Origin of the sequence: Xanthomonas sp. SI, assembly GCF_014236855.1 — a bacterium.
Lineage (GTDB): Bacteria > Pseudomonadota > Gammaproteobacteria > Xanthomonadales > Xanthomonadaceae > Xanthomonas_A.
The window spans coordinates 5158044-5175169 of record NZ_CP051261.1 but is presented as its reverse complement, the minus strand read 5'-3'; the positions used below and the strand labels follow the sequence as shown (position 1 = coordinate 5175169).

At 64.6% G+C, this 17126-nt stretch carries 19 protein-coding genes; 8 read left to right on the top strand and 11 right to left on the bottom strand.

Features of this window, described 5'->3' with window-relative positions; translation table 11 throughout:
• The first annotated feature begins 14 nt into the window (after positions 1-14).
• The 3 genes from HEP75_RS21855 to HEP75_RS21845 all read left to right on the top strand — a co-directional run bounded on the left by HEP75_RS21855 (position 15) and on the right by HEP75_RS21845 (position 1920).
• Positions 15-377 (top strand): hypothetical protein, encoded by a 363-nt coding sequence (locus HEP75_RS21855; RefSeq protein WP_185824942.1) that lies wholly within the window; start codon positions 15-17, stop codon positions 375-377.
• A 559-nt stretch (positions 378-936) separates the two neighbouring features.
• Positions 937-1260 (top strand): hypothetical protein, encoded by a 324-nt coding sequence (locus HEP75_RS21850; protein WP_185824941.1) that lies wholly within the window; start codon positions 937-939, stop codon positions 1258-1260.
• Positions 1261-1731: 471 nt separating this feature from the next.
• On the top strand, positions 1732-1920 hold the full coding sequence (locus HEP75_RS21845) for a hypothetical protein (RefSeq protein WP_185824940.1): 189 nt from the start codon (positions 1732-1734) through the stop codon (positions 1918-1920).
• A 107-nt stretch (positions 1921-2027) separates the two neighbouring features.
• Here the strand turns inward: HEP75_RS21845 and HEP75_RS21840 are convergent, their stop codons facing one another.
• From HEP75_RS21840 to HEP75_RS21820, 5 genes are all read right to left on the bottom strand, one after another.
• Positions 2028-2252, bottom strand: a complete 225-nt coding sequence (locus HEP75_RS21840) for a hypothetical protein (protein WP_185824939.1) — start codon at positions 2250-2252, stop codon at positions 2028-2030.
• 137 nt (positions 2253-2389) lie between these two features.
• A complete protein-coding gene (locus HEP75_RS21835; RefSeq protein WP_185824938.1) occupies positions 2390-3217 on the bottom strand; it encodes a hypothetical protein in 828 nt (275 codons plus the stop codon).
• Positions 3218-3290: 73 nt separating this feature from the next.
• A complete protein-coding gene (locus HEP75_RS21830; protein ID WP_221899288.1) occupies positions 3291-3794 on the bottom strand; it encodes an RIP homotypic interaction motif-containing protein in 504 nt (167 codons plus the stop codon).
• A gap of 70 nt (positions 3795-3864) precedes the next feature.
• The gene (locus HEP75_RS21825; protein ID WP_185824936.1) at positions 3865-4413 is read right to left on the bottom strand and encodes a hypothetical protein; all 549 of its coding nucleotides are present in this window, start codon (positions 4411-4413) and stop codon (positions 3865-3867) included.
• Between the two features lie 216 nt (positions 4414-4629).
• Positions 4630-4914 (bottom strand): hypothetical protein, encoded by a 285-nt coding sequence (locus tag HEP75_RS21820; RefSeq protein WP_185824935.1) that lies wholly within the window; start codon positions 4912-4914, stop codon positions 4630-4632.
• Between the two features lie 587 nt (positions 4915-5501).
• Between HEP75_RS21820 and HEP75_RS22380 the strand changes: the two genes are divergently transcribed.
• Together HEP75_RS22380 and HEP75_RS21810 are read left to right on the top strand one after the other, a co-directional pair.
• Positions 5502-5939, top strand: a complete 438-nt coding sequence (locus tag HEP75_RS22380) for a SymE family type I addiction module toxin (RefSeq protein ID WP_255423940.1) — start codon at positions 5502-5504, stop codon at positions 5937-5939.
• A gap of 209 nt (positions 5940-6148) precedes the next feature.
• Positions 6149-6712: a hypothetical protein gene (locus tag HEP75_RS21810; RefSeq protein ID WP_185824934.1), complete on the top strand. Its 564-nt coding sequence runs from the start codon at positions 6149-6151 to the stop codon at positions 6710-6712.
• A gap of 143 nt (positions 6713-6855) precedes the next feature.
• Here HEP75_RS21810 and HEP75_RS21805 read toward each other — a convergent pair whose 3' ends face one another.
• Positions 6856-7752 (bottom strand): LysR family transcriptional regulator, encoded by an 897-nt coding sequence (locus HEP75_RS21805; RefSeq protein ID WP_185824933.1) that lies wholly within the window; start codon positions 7750-7752, stop codon positions 6856-6858.
• Positions 7753-7864: 112 nt separating this feature from the next.
• On the opposite strand from HEP75_RS21805, the gene HEP75_RS21800 reads away from it, so the two are divergent.
• Complete coding sequence (locus tag HEP75_RS21800) at positions 7865-8740, top strand: aldo/keto reductase family oxidoreductase (RefSeq protein ID WP_185824932.1); 876 nt, start codon at positions 7865-7867, stop codon at positions 8738-8740.
• Between the two features lie 284 nt (positions 8741-9024).
• On the opposite strand, the gene HEP75_RS22375 is transcribed toward HEP75_RS21800, so the two are convergent.
• The 3 genes from HEP75_RS22375 to HEP75_RS21790 form a co-directional block, all read right to left on the bottom strand.
• Entirely contained in the window at positions 9025-9147 is a 123-nt protein-coding gene (locus HEP75_RS22375; protein WP_255423939.1) for a hypothetical protein, read from the bottom strand.
• A gap of 35 nt (positions 9148-9182) precedes the next feature.
• Positions 9183-9671 (bottom strand): DMP19 family protein, encoded by a 489-nt coding sequence (locus HEP75_RS21795; protein ID WP_185824931.1) that lies wholly within the window; start codon positions 9669-9671, stop codon positions 9183-9185.
• 64 nt (positions 9672-9735) lie between these two features.
• Complete coding sequence (locus HEP75_RS21790) at positions 9736-10773, bottom strand: SMP-30/gluconolactonase/LRE family protein (RefSeq protein WP_185824930.1); 1038 nt, start codon at positions 10771-10773, stop codon at positions 9736-9738.
• Between the two features lie 360 nt (positions 10774-11133).
• On the opposite strand from HEP75_RS21790, the gene HEP75_RS21785 reads away from it, so the two are divergent.
• Together HEP75_RS21785 and HEP75_RS21780 are read left to right on the top strand one after the other, a co-directional pair.
• Positions 11134-11607 carry a hypothetical protein gene (locus HEP75_RS21785; RefSeq protein WP_255423938.1) on the top strand — a complete coding sequence of 158 codons (474 nt, stop codon included), beginning with the start codon at positions 11134-11136 and terminating at the stop codon, positions 11605-11607.
• Positions 11608-11618: 11 nt separating this feature from the next.
• On the top strand, positions 11619-12956 hold the full coding sequence (locus HEP75_RS21780; protein WP_185824928.1) for an XVIPCD domain-containing protein: 1338 nt from the start codon (positions 11619-11621) through the stop codon (positions 12954-12956).
• A 121-nt stretch (positions 12957-13077) separates the two neighbouring features.
• On the opposite strand, the gene HEP75_RS21775 is transcribed toward HEP75_RS21780, so the two are convergent.
• Both HEP75_RS21775 and galB read right to left on the bottom strand, forming a co-directional pair.
• Positions 13078-14277 carry an endo-1,4-beta-xylanase gene (locus tag HEP75_RS21775; RefSeq protein ID WP_185824927.1) on the bottom strand — a complete coding sequence of 400 codons (1200 nt, stop codon included), beginning with the start codon at positions 14275-14277 and terminating at the stop codon, positions 13078-13080.
• 95 nt (positions 14278-14372) lie between these two features.
• Positions 14373-17069 carry a beta-galactosidase GalB gene (gene galB, locus HEP75_RS21770; protein WP_255424120.1) on the bottom strand — a complete coding sequence of 899 codons (2697 nt, stop codon included), beginning with the start codon at positions 17067-17069 and terminating at the stop codon, positions 14373-14375.
• Positions 17070-17126: the final 57 nt, after the last annotated feature.

The window sequence follows — 17126 nt, the reverse complement described above, 5'->3', positions numbered from 1 at the left end:
ACGCAGGAGAACCGATGTTCAAGAACCTCATTCCGAAGATCTTCTACGACCGCCTGCAGGACGGACTCGACTTCTTCGTCGATGGCCTGGGCTTTGCCGTCCAGTACCAGGACGGCACGATGGCCGTCGTCGCACGCGACGGCGCCAAGGCCTATCTGGTCGAGAACCCCGAGTGGGCGGCGAAGGACCGTCCGGAACTCAGCGTCGACACCGACGATGTCGATGCGATCTTCGCGGAAATGTCCGCACGCGTGCCGCATCTGCTACACCCGAATTGCAACACCGTCGCACTCCGGCCCTGGGGTTCGCGCGAGTTCGCGATGCTGGACAAGAGCACGGTGTGCGTGAATTTCCGTGAGTGGCCTCCAGAGGAGTGAGCCAGGGCGAGCGGCATCATCCGGATCGCGTCCGCACGCGGCGCGTGCATCACTGCAGTTCGGCGTCCAATTTTCGGGTCCGCCCGCTACGGTAGCTCGGGCAGCGTCGCGATTACCTGATCTCGAACTGGACTCGGTACAGTCAGGTGGCACCGACGGCGGTGACCGTCGGGTATGGGGCGCTGCCCCTATGGGTGAAGGATCGCCGGCCGCGACTCGCCAATCACCGATGCAGAATGGGAGCTGTTCTCTTCCCAGGCTTCTGGCGTTGGCGGATACTCGCCGCAACGCCGCTTCCAGGCGCTTGCATGACAGCTGGATACCAAGAGAACGACATGGCGTCTCAGAGAGATACGCCCTTTTGCTCGCAAGCTTGCATGGGGGCCGAACGCAACCGCTCTTTCCGCAGCTGTACGCTGTGCGGCGCAACCTGGAACGGTCAAGGCGGCGCTGCAAGCAAAAACTACTGCAACAGCGCCTGGAAGATTTGCGTTGACTGCGCGACGCTTCAGCAGCGCTGTGTCGTCTGCGCCGAGAGGACGCCGGGGGTGGCACCGAGATGACGTTTCGATCCTGCTCCATCGCCATGTTGGTGCTGTCGGTGCTCGCGCCGGCCGCGTACGTCGCCTATTTTTCCTGGCGCTTCAGCCAGTGGGCCGAGACGCAGGACGGTGGCGTGTGCGGCATGCCCCTGCTCGGGGCCTGGGGGGTCGGATTGTTGGCCATGTGCTTTCTTTCCTTGGTTGCTCTGGGTCTCGGGGTCGTGTCGTTTGTGCGTCTGCCTGCGCCTCGGCCGCGTCGCCGCCTCGCGGAGCTGCTGCTCTTGGCCTTGCCACTTCTCGTGGCTTCATCCATCGTTGCCGTGGTCGTACTATGGAACTGACGTACTCGGGCGGAAGGTTTCGCAACCGCCCAACCCCCATGTGAGGCCCTGGCAGCATGTTCACGTATGCGATTCTGGCATTCGCGGTGGTGGGCGGTATCGCTGGCGGTGCAGCGGTGCTGGTCGTGGCATTCCTGCTTCCGCGCAAGTCGTGCCCGAAATGCAAGACACTCCTGCCGAGGTTCCGCAAGCCAAGTAGTGCGCGCGAAGCGATGCTGGGGGGGATGGCAATGCCCAGCGTGCGGCGCAAGAGTCGCGCGGGATGGCTCGCTCTTGTCCAGTGGTCCCGATGACGGGCTCGCCTGATACTGCGGGCGACATCGCTTCGTCGAATGGCTTAAATCCTTAGCTGTCGTCGCGTGCAACAGCGAAACCTGAGGGTCAGGTTGACTTCTTAAGTGAACCTGATCCTGTTACTTCGGGTGGGTCGTTGGAGGCGTTGTAGCGGCTGAGAGAGTCGGCATGCGATAGATGCAACGCAAGCGCTTCGGTTGCCGCGTATTTGCGCCGATCGTTGACTCTTGCTTTGAGGCCCGCTTCAAGCGGATATTTACGCTGACCCCATATGTGGACAGCAAGACGATGCTCGAAACCGTTGTCTGGCTGAACATCAACGGTAAGCCGGAGATCACGACGAACCGTTTCAATCGTGTGGAATAGCCGGTGACGGAGCAACGGGGCCGGGAAATATCGTTTGAGCTAGATATTTCCTCTGGCCCCGTTGTTGGGATTATTGTGAGCGGATATTTACTCTGATCCCGGTTTACTTACGGCTTATTCTTAATCCACTCCGCATATTTGTCGCCCCAGTCATCTACTGCCTTCTCGTCGATGAATTCAAGGAGGCGATCGACAAGGTCTTCGTTATTGGGAAGGTCTGTATCCGAGACGCCCTTTTCCCTGAGCTTTTCATATATTGGCTTGAGTACTTCGCGCAAAGCTTCTGCGTCGATTGACCGATCCTTGGTGATGGATCCTTTTACTCTTCCCATTTGTGTCCTCCTTTTCTTCGTTGATGTGCCCATCTTGTCGATGAGTGCTGGGTAAAACTGTATCTACAGCATGGGGCGATCAGAGGCCTAACACCTGAGTTAAGCCGCCGCGAAGCGGCGTCGGCTTGAATGACTTGTTAGCCATCTCTGCGAATATCTCTATCAAGAGATCTGTAGCCGCTAGCTTCATCTGGCTTGGTCGGCTTTCTTTCCTGAGTGCCACCTGTGTCTGAAGGTTTTGCTTCGTCTCCTATATGGATCGTCGCAACTGCTAGGAATTTGGCGCCGCCAGGTGCCCCTGCGAGAACACGCTTCACAAGGTCAGTGTCGAAGTCAAGATCCAAGCCTCTGAAGTACCGGAGCACAATCTGTTCCGACAGGCGGTGGCCGATACTCTCTAATTTTCTCCCCTTCTCTTCATATGCAATCGCGTGAAGTGTAGGCATTACGATGGCGGAACTAAGCTCAGACGGTTCGCAGCAATATGGGCGGTGATCTTCGCAGTAGTGGCAGTAATCACAAGGGAGGCAAGCTCCAAGTGAGTACTGCGTGGAGATCGGATTGTGGTCATACAGCAATAGTTGGTGGTTCGACGAGTTAGAGCTCAGCAAACGGAGTTGGGCCCACTTTAGTGCTTCAAACCTGTCAGTGGGGTAGATTCTCTTTGCTTCTAAGAATCCGACGCCCTTCAGTCTGTTGCCATTGTCAAAATTGATATCGATCAAGAAGGCAATATCACCATTATCTTGTTCGAGGTTGCCATCCATCTTGTATGCATCCCAGTGGACGCTGGTGGTCGGATGCGGGGCCAGATTAATAGACGGCCACTCGGAAATGAGCTTCTTCAACCAGCTGTAAGTGATATGGTCTTCATTCCAATATCTAGGGTGGCACTGCGCAACTTCCCTGTGAATGATCTGGTCGATGTGATCAAGCTGACATACGCAAATCGAAGTGGACGCCACTGCCCTTCTCCTTGGCTAACGCCTGAGTTAAGCCGCGCCGCCAAGCGGAGTCGGCGTGAATGAATTGTTAGCCCTAGCCAGCGACGCCGCTAGCAGCGCCGCCAAGTACCGCAACGACCAACGGATGTTGCAAGAGCGCTTGCAGTTTGGTTTTGGCATCAGCCTTGGACTCAGGAGGGGCGGTCTGAGCGTCAATTGCTCTCTCTAGTGTCTTAAACGCAGTCTGCATGTTCTGGATATTGTGGTCCCCAACCTGCACGCCTGTTGAGTGAGTGATGCTGACGTTATTGACAACGCTAGACGGCGCTTTGTGTATCTGTTGCTCTTTCTGAAGCTTTAGGTCGTAGCCGCCAGGGATGCCATGAAAGTCCTCGCGAAAGTCGGCTCGAAGCACGGTGTAGTGCTCTTCCTTTCCGTTTGGCAGGGGTCTCGCGATGGTGTCGCCATGATCCACATCCAGCGTCTTGTCGAAGATGGTGCAGCTGCTGGGAGAAAGTGCCGAGTTGTAAGGGCCCAGCCGCTCTCCGCTAGGTTTGACGATAAACACTTTGTCCTTGGTCATGTCTGCAAACGACATAGATATCTCCTAGAAGGGCTAACGTCTGAATTAAGCCGACCCGCGAAGCGGGTTAGGCTTGAATGATTTGTTAGGCGCCATCTCGTAGCGCCTCAAGTCTCTGATCATTGTCACGCAGCCATTGCTCGAGTGCCTCAAATCTCTGAGGCCAAATCTCGTTGTACTGTTGCTCGTAGCATAGGAACAGCAAATCTGCAGATGAAACTGTGTGGTTTTTGAGCGGATCCGTTGCAGAGAATCTGTTTGAGAAGCTGGTCAAAAATATATCGGGTTGGCTGGTGCTAAATCCGTAGATCATGCCGGCAGCATTTGGATGGGCATCCTCGCTCAGTCTGTTGTAGATCTCGAGGATCGTCGGATGGTCTTTGGCGAAGTGCGTCAGAGCTGTTAGAACATTCACTGGCGGGAAATAGTCCTCATTCTTTCCGCCGAGTAGCAATTGCTTCGTAAGCTCGTTGAACGCCTCAAAGTCGACTTGGCCAGACACTACATCGTGCAGCTTTTTGTTCAGATATGCGAGCAGTGCAGAAGTCTCGCAAGCACTGCGTAAGATGATGCGGGCGGACAAGTACTTGCTTGAGTCAACTAAATCTACAAACGCTGCCCCGAGATCAGCCATGCGCCACAGTGATGCCTCTCGGACAAGAAGGATCCGAAATGTCGCTTTCCATTTGTGAGCGATAGGGCAACGCGCATATAGCGATCCAGCGTCAACTTCTGCGGGGAGAGACGCTGTCCAATTTGCTACACGTTGCCTGATGCTGTGCATGGCGCCTAACGCCTGAATTAAGCCGACCCGCGAAGCGGGTTCGGCTTGAATGAATTGTTAGGCGCGCTACTCGTAGCCACGCCCAGCCCATAGAAAGGTCGCGAACAACTTCCAGGCATTGCCGGGCTTTTGGCCTGGCCGCTCACCGAAAGCAGAGTCTCTGGCCCATGCCGAGGCGGCCCCCAAGAAGTCTGCGATGGTTTGATTGGCCCACTCTCCCTGAAACCCATCGACTGTCAGCATGAGCAAGTCCGCGGACTGCCGGTCCGCGACGAGAAGCTCCACAAAACGAACGAACGAGGACTCGTCCGCAACCGCCTCAAGAATTTCAAATAATTGATCGCTTGCCATGCGCGCCTAACTACTATTCGGCGACAGTTTGGGTTGTAACCGAGGTTTGTATTCCCGACCTCACTCGGCCAATCTGCCGTGGCGAACTCATCACACCAAAAGATTCCATTTCAGTAGGGGTGTAATCCTTGTGCCTAATCACGGTGTCTTTCCCGTAAGTGCCTATAAGTGCCTATGAATGTGACGGTATCAGCACAATTCGATGGCCGCAAGCATTCAAGCCATCGGGCCGGTAGACGTTTGGCTCGTTGTGGTCAGGTTTCCTTTTGCCAGCAAGTTGCTTGAAATCGTGGATGGAAACCCATTGACAGGATTCAATGCCAAGTCGCATGATCGAAATGCTGCGGCACATTCCGCGGCCGGGATTGACAGCCTGAAACCACAAGGCGCACCAGCGCCCATTGCTCGATGTCGGCGTTTTTCTTTTGTCCGGCTTTCGGGATGGGTCGCGTGCTCGTCCTTTGGCGGGCGGTGTGCGGAGGCCGAAAGGTCTGCCGGTTCCTTGTGGCCGGTCTGTCAACCGCGCACCGTCCGCCACCTCGGTTGACAGCGAGTCGGTGGATTCCTGAGCACACAAGGAGTCCGACATGCATCGTTTCAACAGAACCACCTTCACTCCCCCCAAGGCTACGTCCGCGTCGCGTACAACTAAGCGCCGCACTCGATCGGCCGGCACGCAGGCCGCTGAGCACCCGGCGACCGCCGATGCCTCCCCATTCGCCACACCCGCCGCGTCGCGCCTGCGCTTCCGCGTGCCCGAACGCTGCACGATGAGTTACCAGTACTACGACGTGCGCCGTGCCGAGGATGTCGTCGGCTGTGCCGTGCCCAAGCTGCGCCTGTCCGGGCGCTGGTTGGAGCAGTACGGTTTTGCCGTGGGCGATGCGTTGCGGGTGACGGTGGGGCGCGGGGTGTTGTTGATCAGCCGCGTGCCGGCTGCGGTTGGGCCATCGGCGCGGGCTGCGGGGAAGAAGAAGGCGCGGGCTACGCGCGTCGCTTCGCGTCCGCTGCGATCCAAGGTCTGACGTCATTGGTATGCGCACGTCCGTGTGGCGTGCGCCGCCGGGGCCACTCCAGCGTCGCGTAAGGCGGCGCCTGGCGTGGTGTTGGTGGTCGGTTTCTCGCTGCGATAGCGCCGGCCTCGATCCCGAGATTCACTCGGCGTTTCCAAGATCGAAACGTCGCCCTGCTACCGTGCGCGCCAGGCAAGTGCCTGGTCTTCAAAGGAGCGAGCGTGAACGAGACCGATGCGTATGTCCTCGATTCAATCCGGAAGTGGGTCTGGTCCGGGTTCTACTCGGAATCCGAGATCCGCGAGGAGATGCTCGACGATATTCTGGAAGACGATTGCGATGAATCGATGTTGCGTGCCGCGGTCGCCAGCCATTGGCAGGCGAAGCAACAGGCGGAGCAGGGTTGGCCGGCGCTGACCGATTGCGATCGCCTGGATGCGGTGTTCGAGCAGTTGCACGATGCGGGCATCTGCGCGCTGGCGAATGCCGGCTACACGATGTCCGATGGCCACACCGAGGTGACCGAGGCGGTGGCGGAGGCGCCGGAGGGCGAGTACCGCGGCTATTGTTTCTACCACGGGCAGGATGTGGAGTGCGCGGTGGACGGCGGCGGGTTGTTTATCGCGTTCGGGGATTTGCAGGGTGGGGCGGATGCGGATCTTGCGGTCGGGCGGCAGGTCGCTGCGGCGTTGGTGGATGCGGGGTTTGTGTTGGCGTGGGATGAGACGTCGAAGATGCGGATCGCGGTGCCTGGGTTTGTTTGGTTGCGGCGGTTTCGGGAGTAGTTGGGAGTTTTCTTGCAAGTGGTGGGGCGATGCAGATGGCGTGCCTCCGAAAGGCGCGCTGGGCGTTGTCGGTGAGGCGGGTCGCGGCTGAAGCCGCTCCTACAGGGAGCAGGAAGCAGTGAGCACCGCCGCTTGCACCGCGCTCACGGCGTCCGAATGAAATCCACGAACGCGCGTAGCGGGGCGGGCAGATGGCGGCGCCCGGGGTAGTACAGGAACGGGCCGCTGAAACTCTGCCACCACGGTTCCAGCACCGGCTGCAGCGCGCCACTGTCCAGGTGCGGGCGTAGCCAGTCTTCGAACAGGTGGATCACGCCCAGGCCGCCGACCGCGGCGTCGACGGCCAGGTCCACCGCGGCGCCCAGGCGTACCAGCAACGGGCCCGTCGGTTCGACCAGCACGATCTCGCCGTCGCGTTCGAATTCCCAGGCCGGGATGGCGCCGCTGGCGAACTGGCCGCGCAGGCAGGCGTGCGCGAGCAGGTCGCGCGGGTGCTGCGGGCGGCCGTGCGCGGCGAGGTACTCGGGCGCCGCGGCGGTGGCGAAGCGCTGCACGCGCGGGCCGATCGGCACGGCGATCATGTCCTGCTCCAGCCGCTCGTCGTAGCGGATGCCGGCATCGCAGCCGGCCGCCAGCATGTCGACGAAGCTGTCTTCCACGATCACCTCCAGCCTGATCTCCGGATAGGCCTTCAGGAACGGGGTGACGATCGCCGGCAGCACCAGGCGCGCGGCGGCGCCCGGCACGTTGAGGCGCAGGGTGCCGCTGGGGCGGTCGCGGAAGCCGTTGACCACGTCCAGCGCCGCTTCCACTTCGCCGAGGGCGGGGATCAGGCGTTCGGCCAGGCGCGCGCCGGCCTCGGTCGGCAGCACGCTGCGGGTGGTGCGGTTGAACAGGCGCACGCCGAGGCGGGTTTCCAGGCGCCGCACGGCCTCGCTCAGGCTGGAGGCGGAGCTGCCGCTGAGCCGCGCGCCTTCGCGAAAGCCGCCGCCGCGCAGTACCGCCAGGAAGGCGAAAAGGTCTTGCAGGTCCGTGGTCATTGTTCGAGATCCCGCACAGCCCGTGCCGATTCGACCGGATTATCGCGCATCGGCGCGCGGCCTACAGTGCAGGCCTCACCCGGGCTTCGGCCCACCCCTTCTGGAGGCAGTCATGAGCAAGCTTTCGACAGCAGGCACTTTTTCCCTCGGCGACCGCACGGTGACGCGCATCGGCTACGGCGCGATGCAGCTGGCCGGGCCGGGCGTGTTCGGCCCGCCCAAGGACCGCGCCGCGGCGCTGGCGGTGTTGCGCGAGGCGGTGGCCGCGGGCGTGGACCACATCGACACCAGCGACTTCTACGGGCCGCACATCACCAACCAGCTGATCCGCGAGGCGCTGCACCCGTACCCGCAGCCGCTGACCATCGTCACCAAGGTCGGCGCCATGCGCGGCGACGACGCGTCCTGGCTGCCGGCGCAAAGCCCCGCCGAGCTGACCCAGGCGGTGCACGACAATCTGCGCAACCTTGGCGTGGAGGTCCTGGACGTGGTCAACCTGCGGGTGATGCTGGACGCGTACAAGCCCAGCGAGGGTTCGATCGAGGCGCAGTTCAGTGCGCTCGCGGAACTGCAGCAGCGCGGCCTGATCCGGCATCTGGGCATCAGCAACGCCACGGCCGCGCAGGTGCAGGAAGCGCGGGGCATCGCCAAGGTGGTCTGCGTGCAGAATCACTATAACCTCGCGCACCGCGGCGACGATGCGTTGATCGATGCGCTCGGCCGCGACGGCATCGCCTATGTGCCGTTCTTTCCGCTCGGTGGTTTCTCTCCGTTGCAGTCCGACTCGCTGTCGTCCATTGCGCAGGAACTTGGCGTGACGCCGATGCAGGTGGCGCTGGCGTGGCTGCTGGCGCGTGCGCCGAACATCCTGCTGATCCCGGGCACCTCGTCGGTTGCGCATCTGCGGGAGAATCTGGCGGCGGCTGAGCTGTCGTTGTCGGACGATGTGCTGGCCGCGTTGGATCGGATCGGGCAAAAGGCTGGCTGAGAAATTCAACGTAAATCAGTGTGTGTTTCGCAGCGACGCCGCGTCCTAGCTACAGCGCGAAGGGGGTTGAATTCCTCCTGTAGGAGCGGCTTCAGCCGCGACGAACGAAGCGGCAGACATCACGGCGACGCGAATGGTTGGATTGAAGAGCGTCCACTGTGGATGCCTGCCTTGAAAAAAAGCAGCCTGAGGTGCGGTGCGACTGCCTGGGTCGCCCGTACCCTCATCCGGCGCTGCGCGCCACCTTCTCCCGGGGGGAGAAGGGGACTGGGCTTCCGGACTGCTCAAACCAGCGTCCCTCGATTTTCTTCCCCGACGACGGCCAGACGCTCTTCGTTACGTTGCTCAGATAGAAGAACGGCAACATCTTCGTCCGGCAGGACGAAATGGGCACCAAGGCGAGCCATGGAATGCCTCCTGAGAGGCCGAACGTTGGAGCGGATCAGGCCCTGATCGATGCACTGGGGTGATCGGACACATACGAGTTCAGCAGCGAAACCAGATTGTCTTCGTACTTGTAGAACTCGACGTCCAGCCTGTCTATCTCCGCCTCGTACTCAGGCGTGCCGGAGAAGGCTTGACGTTGCGACCACCTGACCCGGCGGTCGCTGGATGGCAATGCGTTCCGAAACCACGAAACCGCTTTGGACAGAAGGTCGTGGGACTTGCCCGCGCCGATGGTCTGCAAGTGGCCAAGGATCTCGACGCAATGGTTGCCTAGCGAGTTCGTGAAAAGTTGGTCGAAGCCACCATTGTGGATCTCGCCGTCCAAGCACCACAGCAAGTAGACCAGCCGCGCTTCAGGAGAGAGGCGATCGATATGCTCCGTAACTCCATCGCCCTTGTCGAAGACTACGTCGAGCGCAGCCTTGAAGACCGCATATGCGGGTTCATCCAGCGCTACTGCATCCGCGAATCCCGTGATTTCCATATACCTAATGGCCGTGTTGGCGGCGCGAGGCTGCTTGAATGGACGGGCCGAGCCCGTCGGTCGGTTATGGCGTAAAACCCAACCCCGTCGCCTTCACCCGCACCCGCGCCAGGATCTTGTGCGAGGTCATGTACAGGGTGCGGCCGTCGTCGCCGAAGGCGCAGTTGGCGATGGGGCCGCCGGTTTCGATGCGGCCCAGGCGGCGGCCGTCGGGTGCGAACACCAGCACGCCGCCGGGGCCGGTGGCGAACAAGCGGCCGTCGCTGGCCACGGCGATGCCGTCCGGCAGGCCGGGGTTGGCGTCGCCGACGATGTCGGACGCGTCGGCGAAGAGGCGCTTGCCGGTGACTTCGCCGCGCGCGTCGAGCGTGTACGCGGTCCAGATCGGTCGCGCCGGATCGGAATTGGCCACGTACAGGGTGCGTTCGTCGGGCGACAGGGCGATGCCGTTGGGCAGGCTCAGGCTGTCGTCGAGCAGGTGCACGCTGCCGTCGGTGTCCAGGCGATAGACGCCGTTGAAGCGCAGTTCCTTGACCGGGGAGTTGTCCCCGTCCTTCAGGCCGTACGGCGGGTCGGTGAAGAACACCACGCCGTCGCTGCGCTGGATCAGGTCGTTGGGGCTGTTGAGGCGGTGGCCGTCGTAGGCGCTGGCCAGGATCGTCTTGCGCCGCGTGGCCGGATCGAGCCGGGCCACGGCGCGCGTACCTGAATCGGCGAGCAGCACGCTGCCGGATGGCTCGGCGTGCATGCCGTTGGCGCCAGCCTCGCGCAGGACATCCAGCGGCGGGCCGGCGTAGCCGGAGGGCTTGAGGAACACCGACAGGCCGTCGCGCTCCGACCAGCGGTACATGGTGTTCTGCGGCACATCGTTGAACAGCAGGTAGCCGCCGTCGCGGACCCAGGCCGGGCCTTCCGACCAGGTGAAGCCTTCGGCGATGCGTTCGATGCGCGCGTCCGTCGCCACCGTGTCGCTGAACGCGGGGTCGAACGCGGTGACATGGCCGATCACGGGGAAGCGTGGCGCGGGCGGCTGGCTCTTCGCACAGCAGGCGAGCAACGCCAGCACGGAGGCGGCAAGCAGGACGCGGGTCGGCAATCGCATCGGAGGATTCCTGGGTGGTGTGGGGCGATGATGCCATCTGCCGGGCGCGTGCTCTTCACCTCCGGGCGCCCGCACGGCTGCGTATGCTCGCGGCCACGGTGGCGCGCCCGTGCGGGCTGCAGCGCGCCGACGCGATGGCTACAATCGCCGGCAACATGCCTGGCCGCGGACACGCGCGACAGGCGTTCAAAGGAGAGGCGCACCATGGACTCTGTTTCCCCCGGCGACATCCGCCCACCATCGCGCGCTGGGCGCCGGCTCGTGCAGCGCGGCGCTGCGCTGCTGGCGGCGGCGCTGCTGGCCGCCTGCGCCGGTGCGCAACCCCAACCTTCATCGATTCCCACTACAAAGGAGCGGGCCATGTCGGAGATGACGCCAGAGCAACTGGCACAAGGCGTAGTGCGGCTGATCCTGGCGATCGGCGGCAAGCAGGACCTGACCCCGGCGCAGGTCGCTGCGCATGCGGGCCTGCAGGTGGAGGCCGGCGACACCGCGCATGCGTTCAGCGCGTCGGGACCTGTGGCCGGCGGCGGGCGCTATTCACTGGAGTCGGTCGCCGATGCCGATGGAGAGCTGCCGTCGCGGCTGGACTTCGCGTTCGCACCGGCATCCGCTGCACCGACGCACTGCATGCAGCCGCTCGGTGCGTACAAGCAGGCGTTGACCGAGGCCGGTTTCGCCGCGCAGTGGATCGCGCCGCCACGTCTGGGCAGTCCGGGGCGCTGGCACTTCGAGCGCGGCGCCGTGGTGGTGTACGCGTTCGTCGGCGACGCTGCCGGCGCGGATGATGCGCAGGCCTGCGTGTCGAAGCTGCAGATCCTGGCCACCGCATAAGGAGATGGGTGATGGCGACCGACGATGACCTGAAGAAGATGGTGGACACGTTCGAGGCGGCGCACGCCAAGGAAGGCCAGGCGCTGCGCAAGATGCTGGACAACACGCCCGAGCTGAAGGCGCGGGTGGAGCAGGCGATCGAGCAGAAGCAGCTGTCCGGGTTCGGGCCGCATCCGCGCGACGGCAATGGCGCGTACCGGCCGAGCACCGGCGAGATCCTGCTGCCGATGGACGTGCTGCGCACCGCCAAGATGGATGCGCCGCGCGACGATTCGGCCAATACCGCGCGGATCATCCTCGGCCACGAGATCGGCCATGCGATCAACAAGGCGGCGATCGACACATCCGATACCGCGTTCAAGGACAAGATCGACGAGATCGCCAGGTCGCCCTCGCCGCACGACTACACCGCGGCACTGAAGGCGCACAGCGCCGAGGAGCGCACGCGCGAGTCCAAGGACGAGATCGCCGGGATCAACACGCTGGCCGACTACGTCAAGCACAGCAATCCCAAGGCGACGCTGAAGGATCTGTACAACGCCAGTACGGAGATGGCCAGCTACATCGACAAGGACGGCGAGGGCGCTAAGGCGACCTACAAGGCCAAGGATGGGTTGACCTTCGGCAACGACTTGAAGATCGACGCGAACGCGCCGAAGAACGTCGAGGCGATGGGCAAGCTGTTCTACGACGCGCGCGGCTATCCGCAGGAATACGGCGCGCGCGACCTGGGCATGGTCGCCGAAGCCGAGGATGCCGCGCAGTTGCGCGATCCCAAGCGCGCGCAGCCGGAAGTGCGCGCCGATCTGAAGGCGTTGGGCATCGACCAGGACAAGGTACGGCCGGAGTGGATCCCGAACGGTTTCCGCGATACCGGCGCGACTCCGCCGGCGCCGCGCGCCGCTGCGCCCGCGGCCGAGCCGACCGGCGCGGACCGCGCGCTGCACGACAAGGTGCGCAGCGGCGTCGCCCAGGCCGAGCAGGCGCTGGGCAAGGGCTGGGACGACAACAGCGACCGCATGACCGCCAGCCTGACCCTGCTGGCCAAGCAGAGCGGTTTCAGCGAGCGCGACCAGCTGTCGGTGGGCTTCAACCGGCCCACCGGGGCGCACCAGGGCGGCGAGCTGGCGTTCGTGTATCGCGAAGGCGCCTCGGCGTCGCCCGATCCCTACGCCAACCGCGCGCACATGACGACCAGCGAGGCGATCGCGCGGCCGGCGCAGGAGACCTACCAGCAGCTGCAGGAGCAGACCGTGCAGCAGGCGCAGACCCAGCGCACGGTGCAGGCACAGGAGCAGGCCACGCAGGCGCAGACCCAGGCCCAGGCGCCGCAGGTGTTGACGCGCTGAGACGGTGCCGGCGCGTTGGTACGTGCGCCGGCCCTTCGCGGCAATGCGGCCGGTTGCCTGGCGAAAAGGCCAGGGCGTGCCGCGGCGGTCGAAGCCGTTGCGGCTGCGCCGGCCGGGCGCGCTACTGCGCCTGCGCCGGCACCGCCAGCACCGCGTCGAACGCAGGCTTGGGCTTGCGTTCGCGGTCGAACAGCAGCGGATAGTTGCGGCGCCCCGGCACCGGGTAGTCGTTCTTCCACGACATGCCGTCGTCCACGCCCCATACGCTGACCCGCGCCAGCTTGTCGCGCTTGCGCCAGAACAGCTGGAACAATTCGGCGTAGCGATCGCGCAGCTGCGTTTGCACGTCCGCCGGCAGGCCGTCGCGGTACGGATCGAGGTAGCGCTTGAACTCGGGCAGCTGGAACTGCTTGTGCGCCATCCCGGTGCCGATCACCTGGCCTTCCTTGGTCAGCGGCAGCACGTCCACGTCCAGTTCGGTGATCATCACCTTGACCCCGAGCGCGGCGTAGGCGTCGATCGCCGCCTCGATATCGTGCTGACTGGGATAGTCCAGGCCCCAGTGGCCCTGCATACCGACGCCGTCGATGCGGATGCCGGCGCGCTGCAGCATCTTCACCATGCGCACGATGCCGTCGCGCTTTTCCGGGCGCCAGGCGTTGAAGTCGTTGTAGTACAGCTGCGCATCCGGCGCGTACTGCGCGGCGAAACGGAACGCCTGCCGCACCAGCTCGTCGCCGTCGCCGACGCGCTCCACCCACTTGGTGTTGCGGTAGCTGCCGTCCTCGTCGATCACCTCGTTGACCACGTCCCAGGCCTGCACCTTGCCGACGTAGCGCCCGGCCACCGCTTGGATGTGCGCGCGCATGCGTTCGATCTGTGCGTGGCGGCTGTTGGGCTTGCCCTGCGCATCGACGAAGAACCAGTCCGGGGTCTGGTTGTGCCAGACCAGGGTGTGGCCGACCACGAACATGCCGTGGCGGCGGCCGTAGTCGACGAAGGCATCGGCGGCGGCGAAGTCGAACACGCCCGGGCGCGGATTGACCACCTCGGCCTTCATCGCGTTCTCGGCGGTGATCGCGTTGAACTGCCGCGGCACCAGTGCGGCGGAGGCGGCGTCCTTGCCGGAGACGATGTCGGCGTTGACCGCGGTGCCGATCAGGAACGCGCCGGCGTAGGCGTCCTTGAGGCCGCGGCCGTCCGCGGCTGCGGACGGCGTGCGCGATGCGGCGGCAGGCTGGTCGGCGGCGCCTGCCGTCGCCGTGCCGAGCAGGCAGGCCAGCAGCAGGGTCGCGATGCGTGTGTTGCGCAATGCAGGCATGGCGGCGGTCCTTGTTCGAGCGTTGATGTCATGCGGAGGCGTGGTGCGTGTGCGGCGACGGGCAGGCGGCGCCTGCATGCCGGCGGGCGCGCCGCTCATGGCTGCACCCGCATCTGCGTGCTGGCGGACTGCAGCGTGTCCGATTCGACATGCAACGTGATGGTGCCGGTCTTGTCCGGCAGCGCGCGCACGATCGCCAGCGCCAGGCCATTGAACGCATTGCGCGCGGGCGCGGCGAACGATTCCAGGTCGGTGGGGTCGCCGTTGTCGGTGGCGACGAGTTCGCCCGGGCCCTCGACACGGAAGCGCAGCCGGTCGCCCGCGGTGGGCGCGGGAGTGCCGTCGCGGTCGAGCAGGCGCACGGTGACGAAGGCTAGGTCGCGGCCGTCGTTGCGGAGCGTGGTGCGGTCGGGCGTGGCCTGCAGCCGCGCGGCCGGGCCGGCGGTATGCACGCGCTCGCTGGCCCAGGGCTTGCCGTCCTTGTAGGCCTGCACGCGCAGTTCGCCCGGCGCATAGATCACCTCGTCCCAGCGCAGCCGGTACTGCAGCGGCGCTTTTTTCTTGCGCCCTTGCGAGACGCCGTTGACGAACAGCTCGGCCTCGTCGCCGGAGGTGAACACGTGCACCGGCGTGACCTGGCCCTCGCGGCCAGGCCAGGTCCAGTGCGGCAGCAGATGCGCGATCGGCAATTCGGGGCGCCAGCGAGCCTGATACAGCCAATAGCGGTCCTTGGGAAAACCGGCCAGGTCGAAGATGCCGGAGTAGGAGCTGCGCGAGGAGTAGTACGGGGTCGGTTCGCCGAGGTAGTCGAAGCCGGTCCAGACGAACTCGCCGGCGACGAACGGATGCGTGTCGAGCGAAGCGAACACCTTGTCGGCACTGGCACCGAAATCCACCGCGTGCAGTTCGTAGGCGCTGACCTGGTGCGCGATCGCATCGCCGCCGCGGCCGTCGCGCACCGGCGCGCTGCTGTCCGCGGTCACCGGGAACAGGTATACGCCGCGGCTGCTCAGCGCCGAGGCGGTCTCGCTGCTGAAGATCGGCGTGTGCGGGAAGTGCGCATGGAACAGCGGATATTGCGGCGGCTTGCGGATGCGCTCGGTGCCGGCGAACTCCGGGGTGTCGCGGATGCCTTCGCCCTGATAGTTGAGGCCGATCACGTCCAGCGCCGCAGGCAGCGGCATGTCCGGCGCGGCGTAGTTCATCGCCGCGGTGGCCAGGCGGGTGGGATCTTCTTCGTGCACGATGGCCTGCAGGCGCCGCGCGATCGCCGCGCCGGCTTCGCCGGTGTATTGCTCGCCGACTTCGTTGCCCACGCTCCACAGGATCACCGACGGATGGTTGCGGTCGCGGCGCAGCAGCGCGCGCAGGTCCGGCTCGTGCCAGTCGGCGAACAGCAGGTGGAAATCCAGCGGGGTCTTCTTCATTTCCCAGCTGTCGAAGATCTCGTCGACCACCAGCAGGCCCATGCGGTCGGTCAGTTCCAGCAGTTCCGGCGCGGGCGGGTTGTGGCTCATGCGGATCGCGTTGGCGCCCATGCCTTGCAGCAATTGCAGCTGGCGCTCGGCGGCGCGCAGGTTGAACGCCGCGCCGAGCGCGCCGAGGTCGTGGTGGTTGTTGACGCCGCGGATCGGCACGTGTTCGCCGTTGACCAGCAGGCCGCGGTCCGGATTCCAGTGCAGCGTGCGCACGCCGAACGGGGTTTCGTAGCGATCGACCACGCGCCCGTGCTGCGTCACTTCGGTGACCGCGACGTAGCGGTGCGGTTTCTGCGTCGGCGGCGGGCCCCACAACTGCGGCTTGGCGATGCGCGCGCTGCCGTCGAGCGTGGTGCTCGATCGCGCCGCGATGCGTGCACTGGCCGCAGCGATCCGCGCCACCGCCGCGCCTTGCCGGCGGCCCTCGGCATCCAGCGCATAGATCGCGGTGCTGGCCTGCACCTGCGCCGCCGCGTCGCCGCTGTTGTCCAGCGTCACCGCCACCCGCACCGTCGCCGCCTGCGCCGACACCTGCGGCGTGCTGACCTGCGTGCCCCACTGGCCGACATGCACCGGCGCGGTCTTGCTCAGCCACACGCTGCGGTACAGGCCGCCGCCGGGATACCAGCGCGCCGACTCGGGCGGGTTGTCCAGGCGGATCGCCAACTTGTTGCTGCCGCCGGGCACCAGGTACGGGGTCAGGTCCACGCGCCAGGAGCTGTAGCCGTACGGCCAGCCGCCGACCAGGTGGCCGTTGAGCCACACCGTGGCGTAGGACATCGCGCCGTCGATGTCGAGGAACACCGCGCGGCCGCGGTCGCTGGCGGGAATGTCCAGGCGCTTGCGATACCAGCCCACGCCCCAGCTCGGCAGCCGGCCCATGCCGCCATATGGACCGTCTTTCAGGAACGGCCCGGCGATCGCCCAGTCGTGCGGCAGGTCCACGCGCGTCCACGCGCTGTCGTCGAAATCGGCGCGCACGAAGGCCACGTCGCTGCCCGGGTCGCCGGGCGGGCGCTGGTGGCGTTGCGTCGGGTCGGCGATGAAGGCGTTGCCGGTGGGCAGGATCCACGGCTTGAGTACCGGCCGGATGCGTGCCGCGACATGGTCGGCGGCATCGGGGCGGGCATCGGCCACCTTGCCGTCGGCGCTGCGCTCGATGTCCGGGCGCACGTCGTAGTCCAGGGTGTCGCCGACGCCGGGCGCATTGCCGCGATGGAAGCGCCAATCGGCATCCAGCGACAGCCGTTCGCGCGGAGGCGGCGGCTGTGGCGCCGGCGCCGCGTCGACGCTGCCGGCGGCAAGCGAGCCCAGCACGAGCAGCGGTGCGAGCGCGCGTTGCAGCGCGCGCCTGGATATCGCCACGGCGGT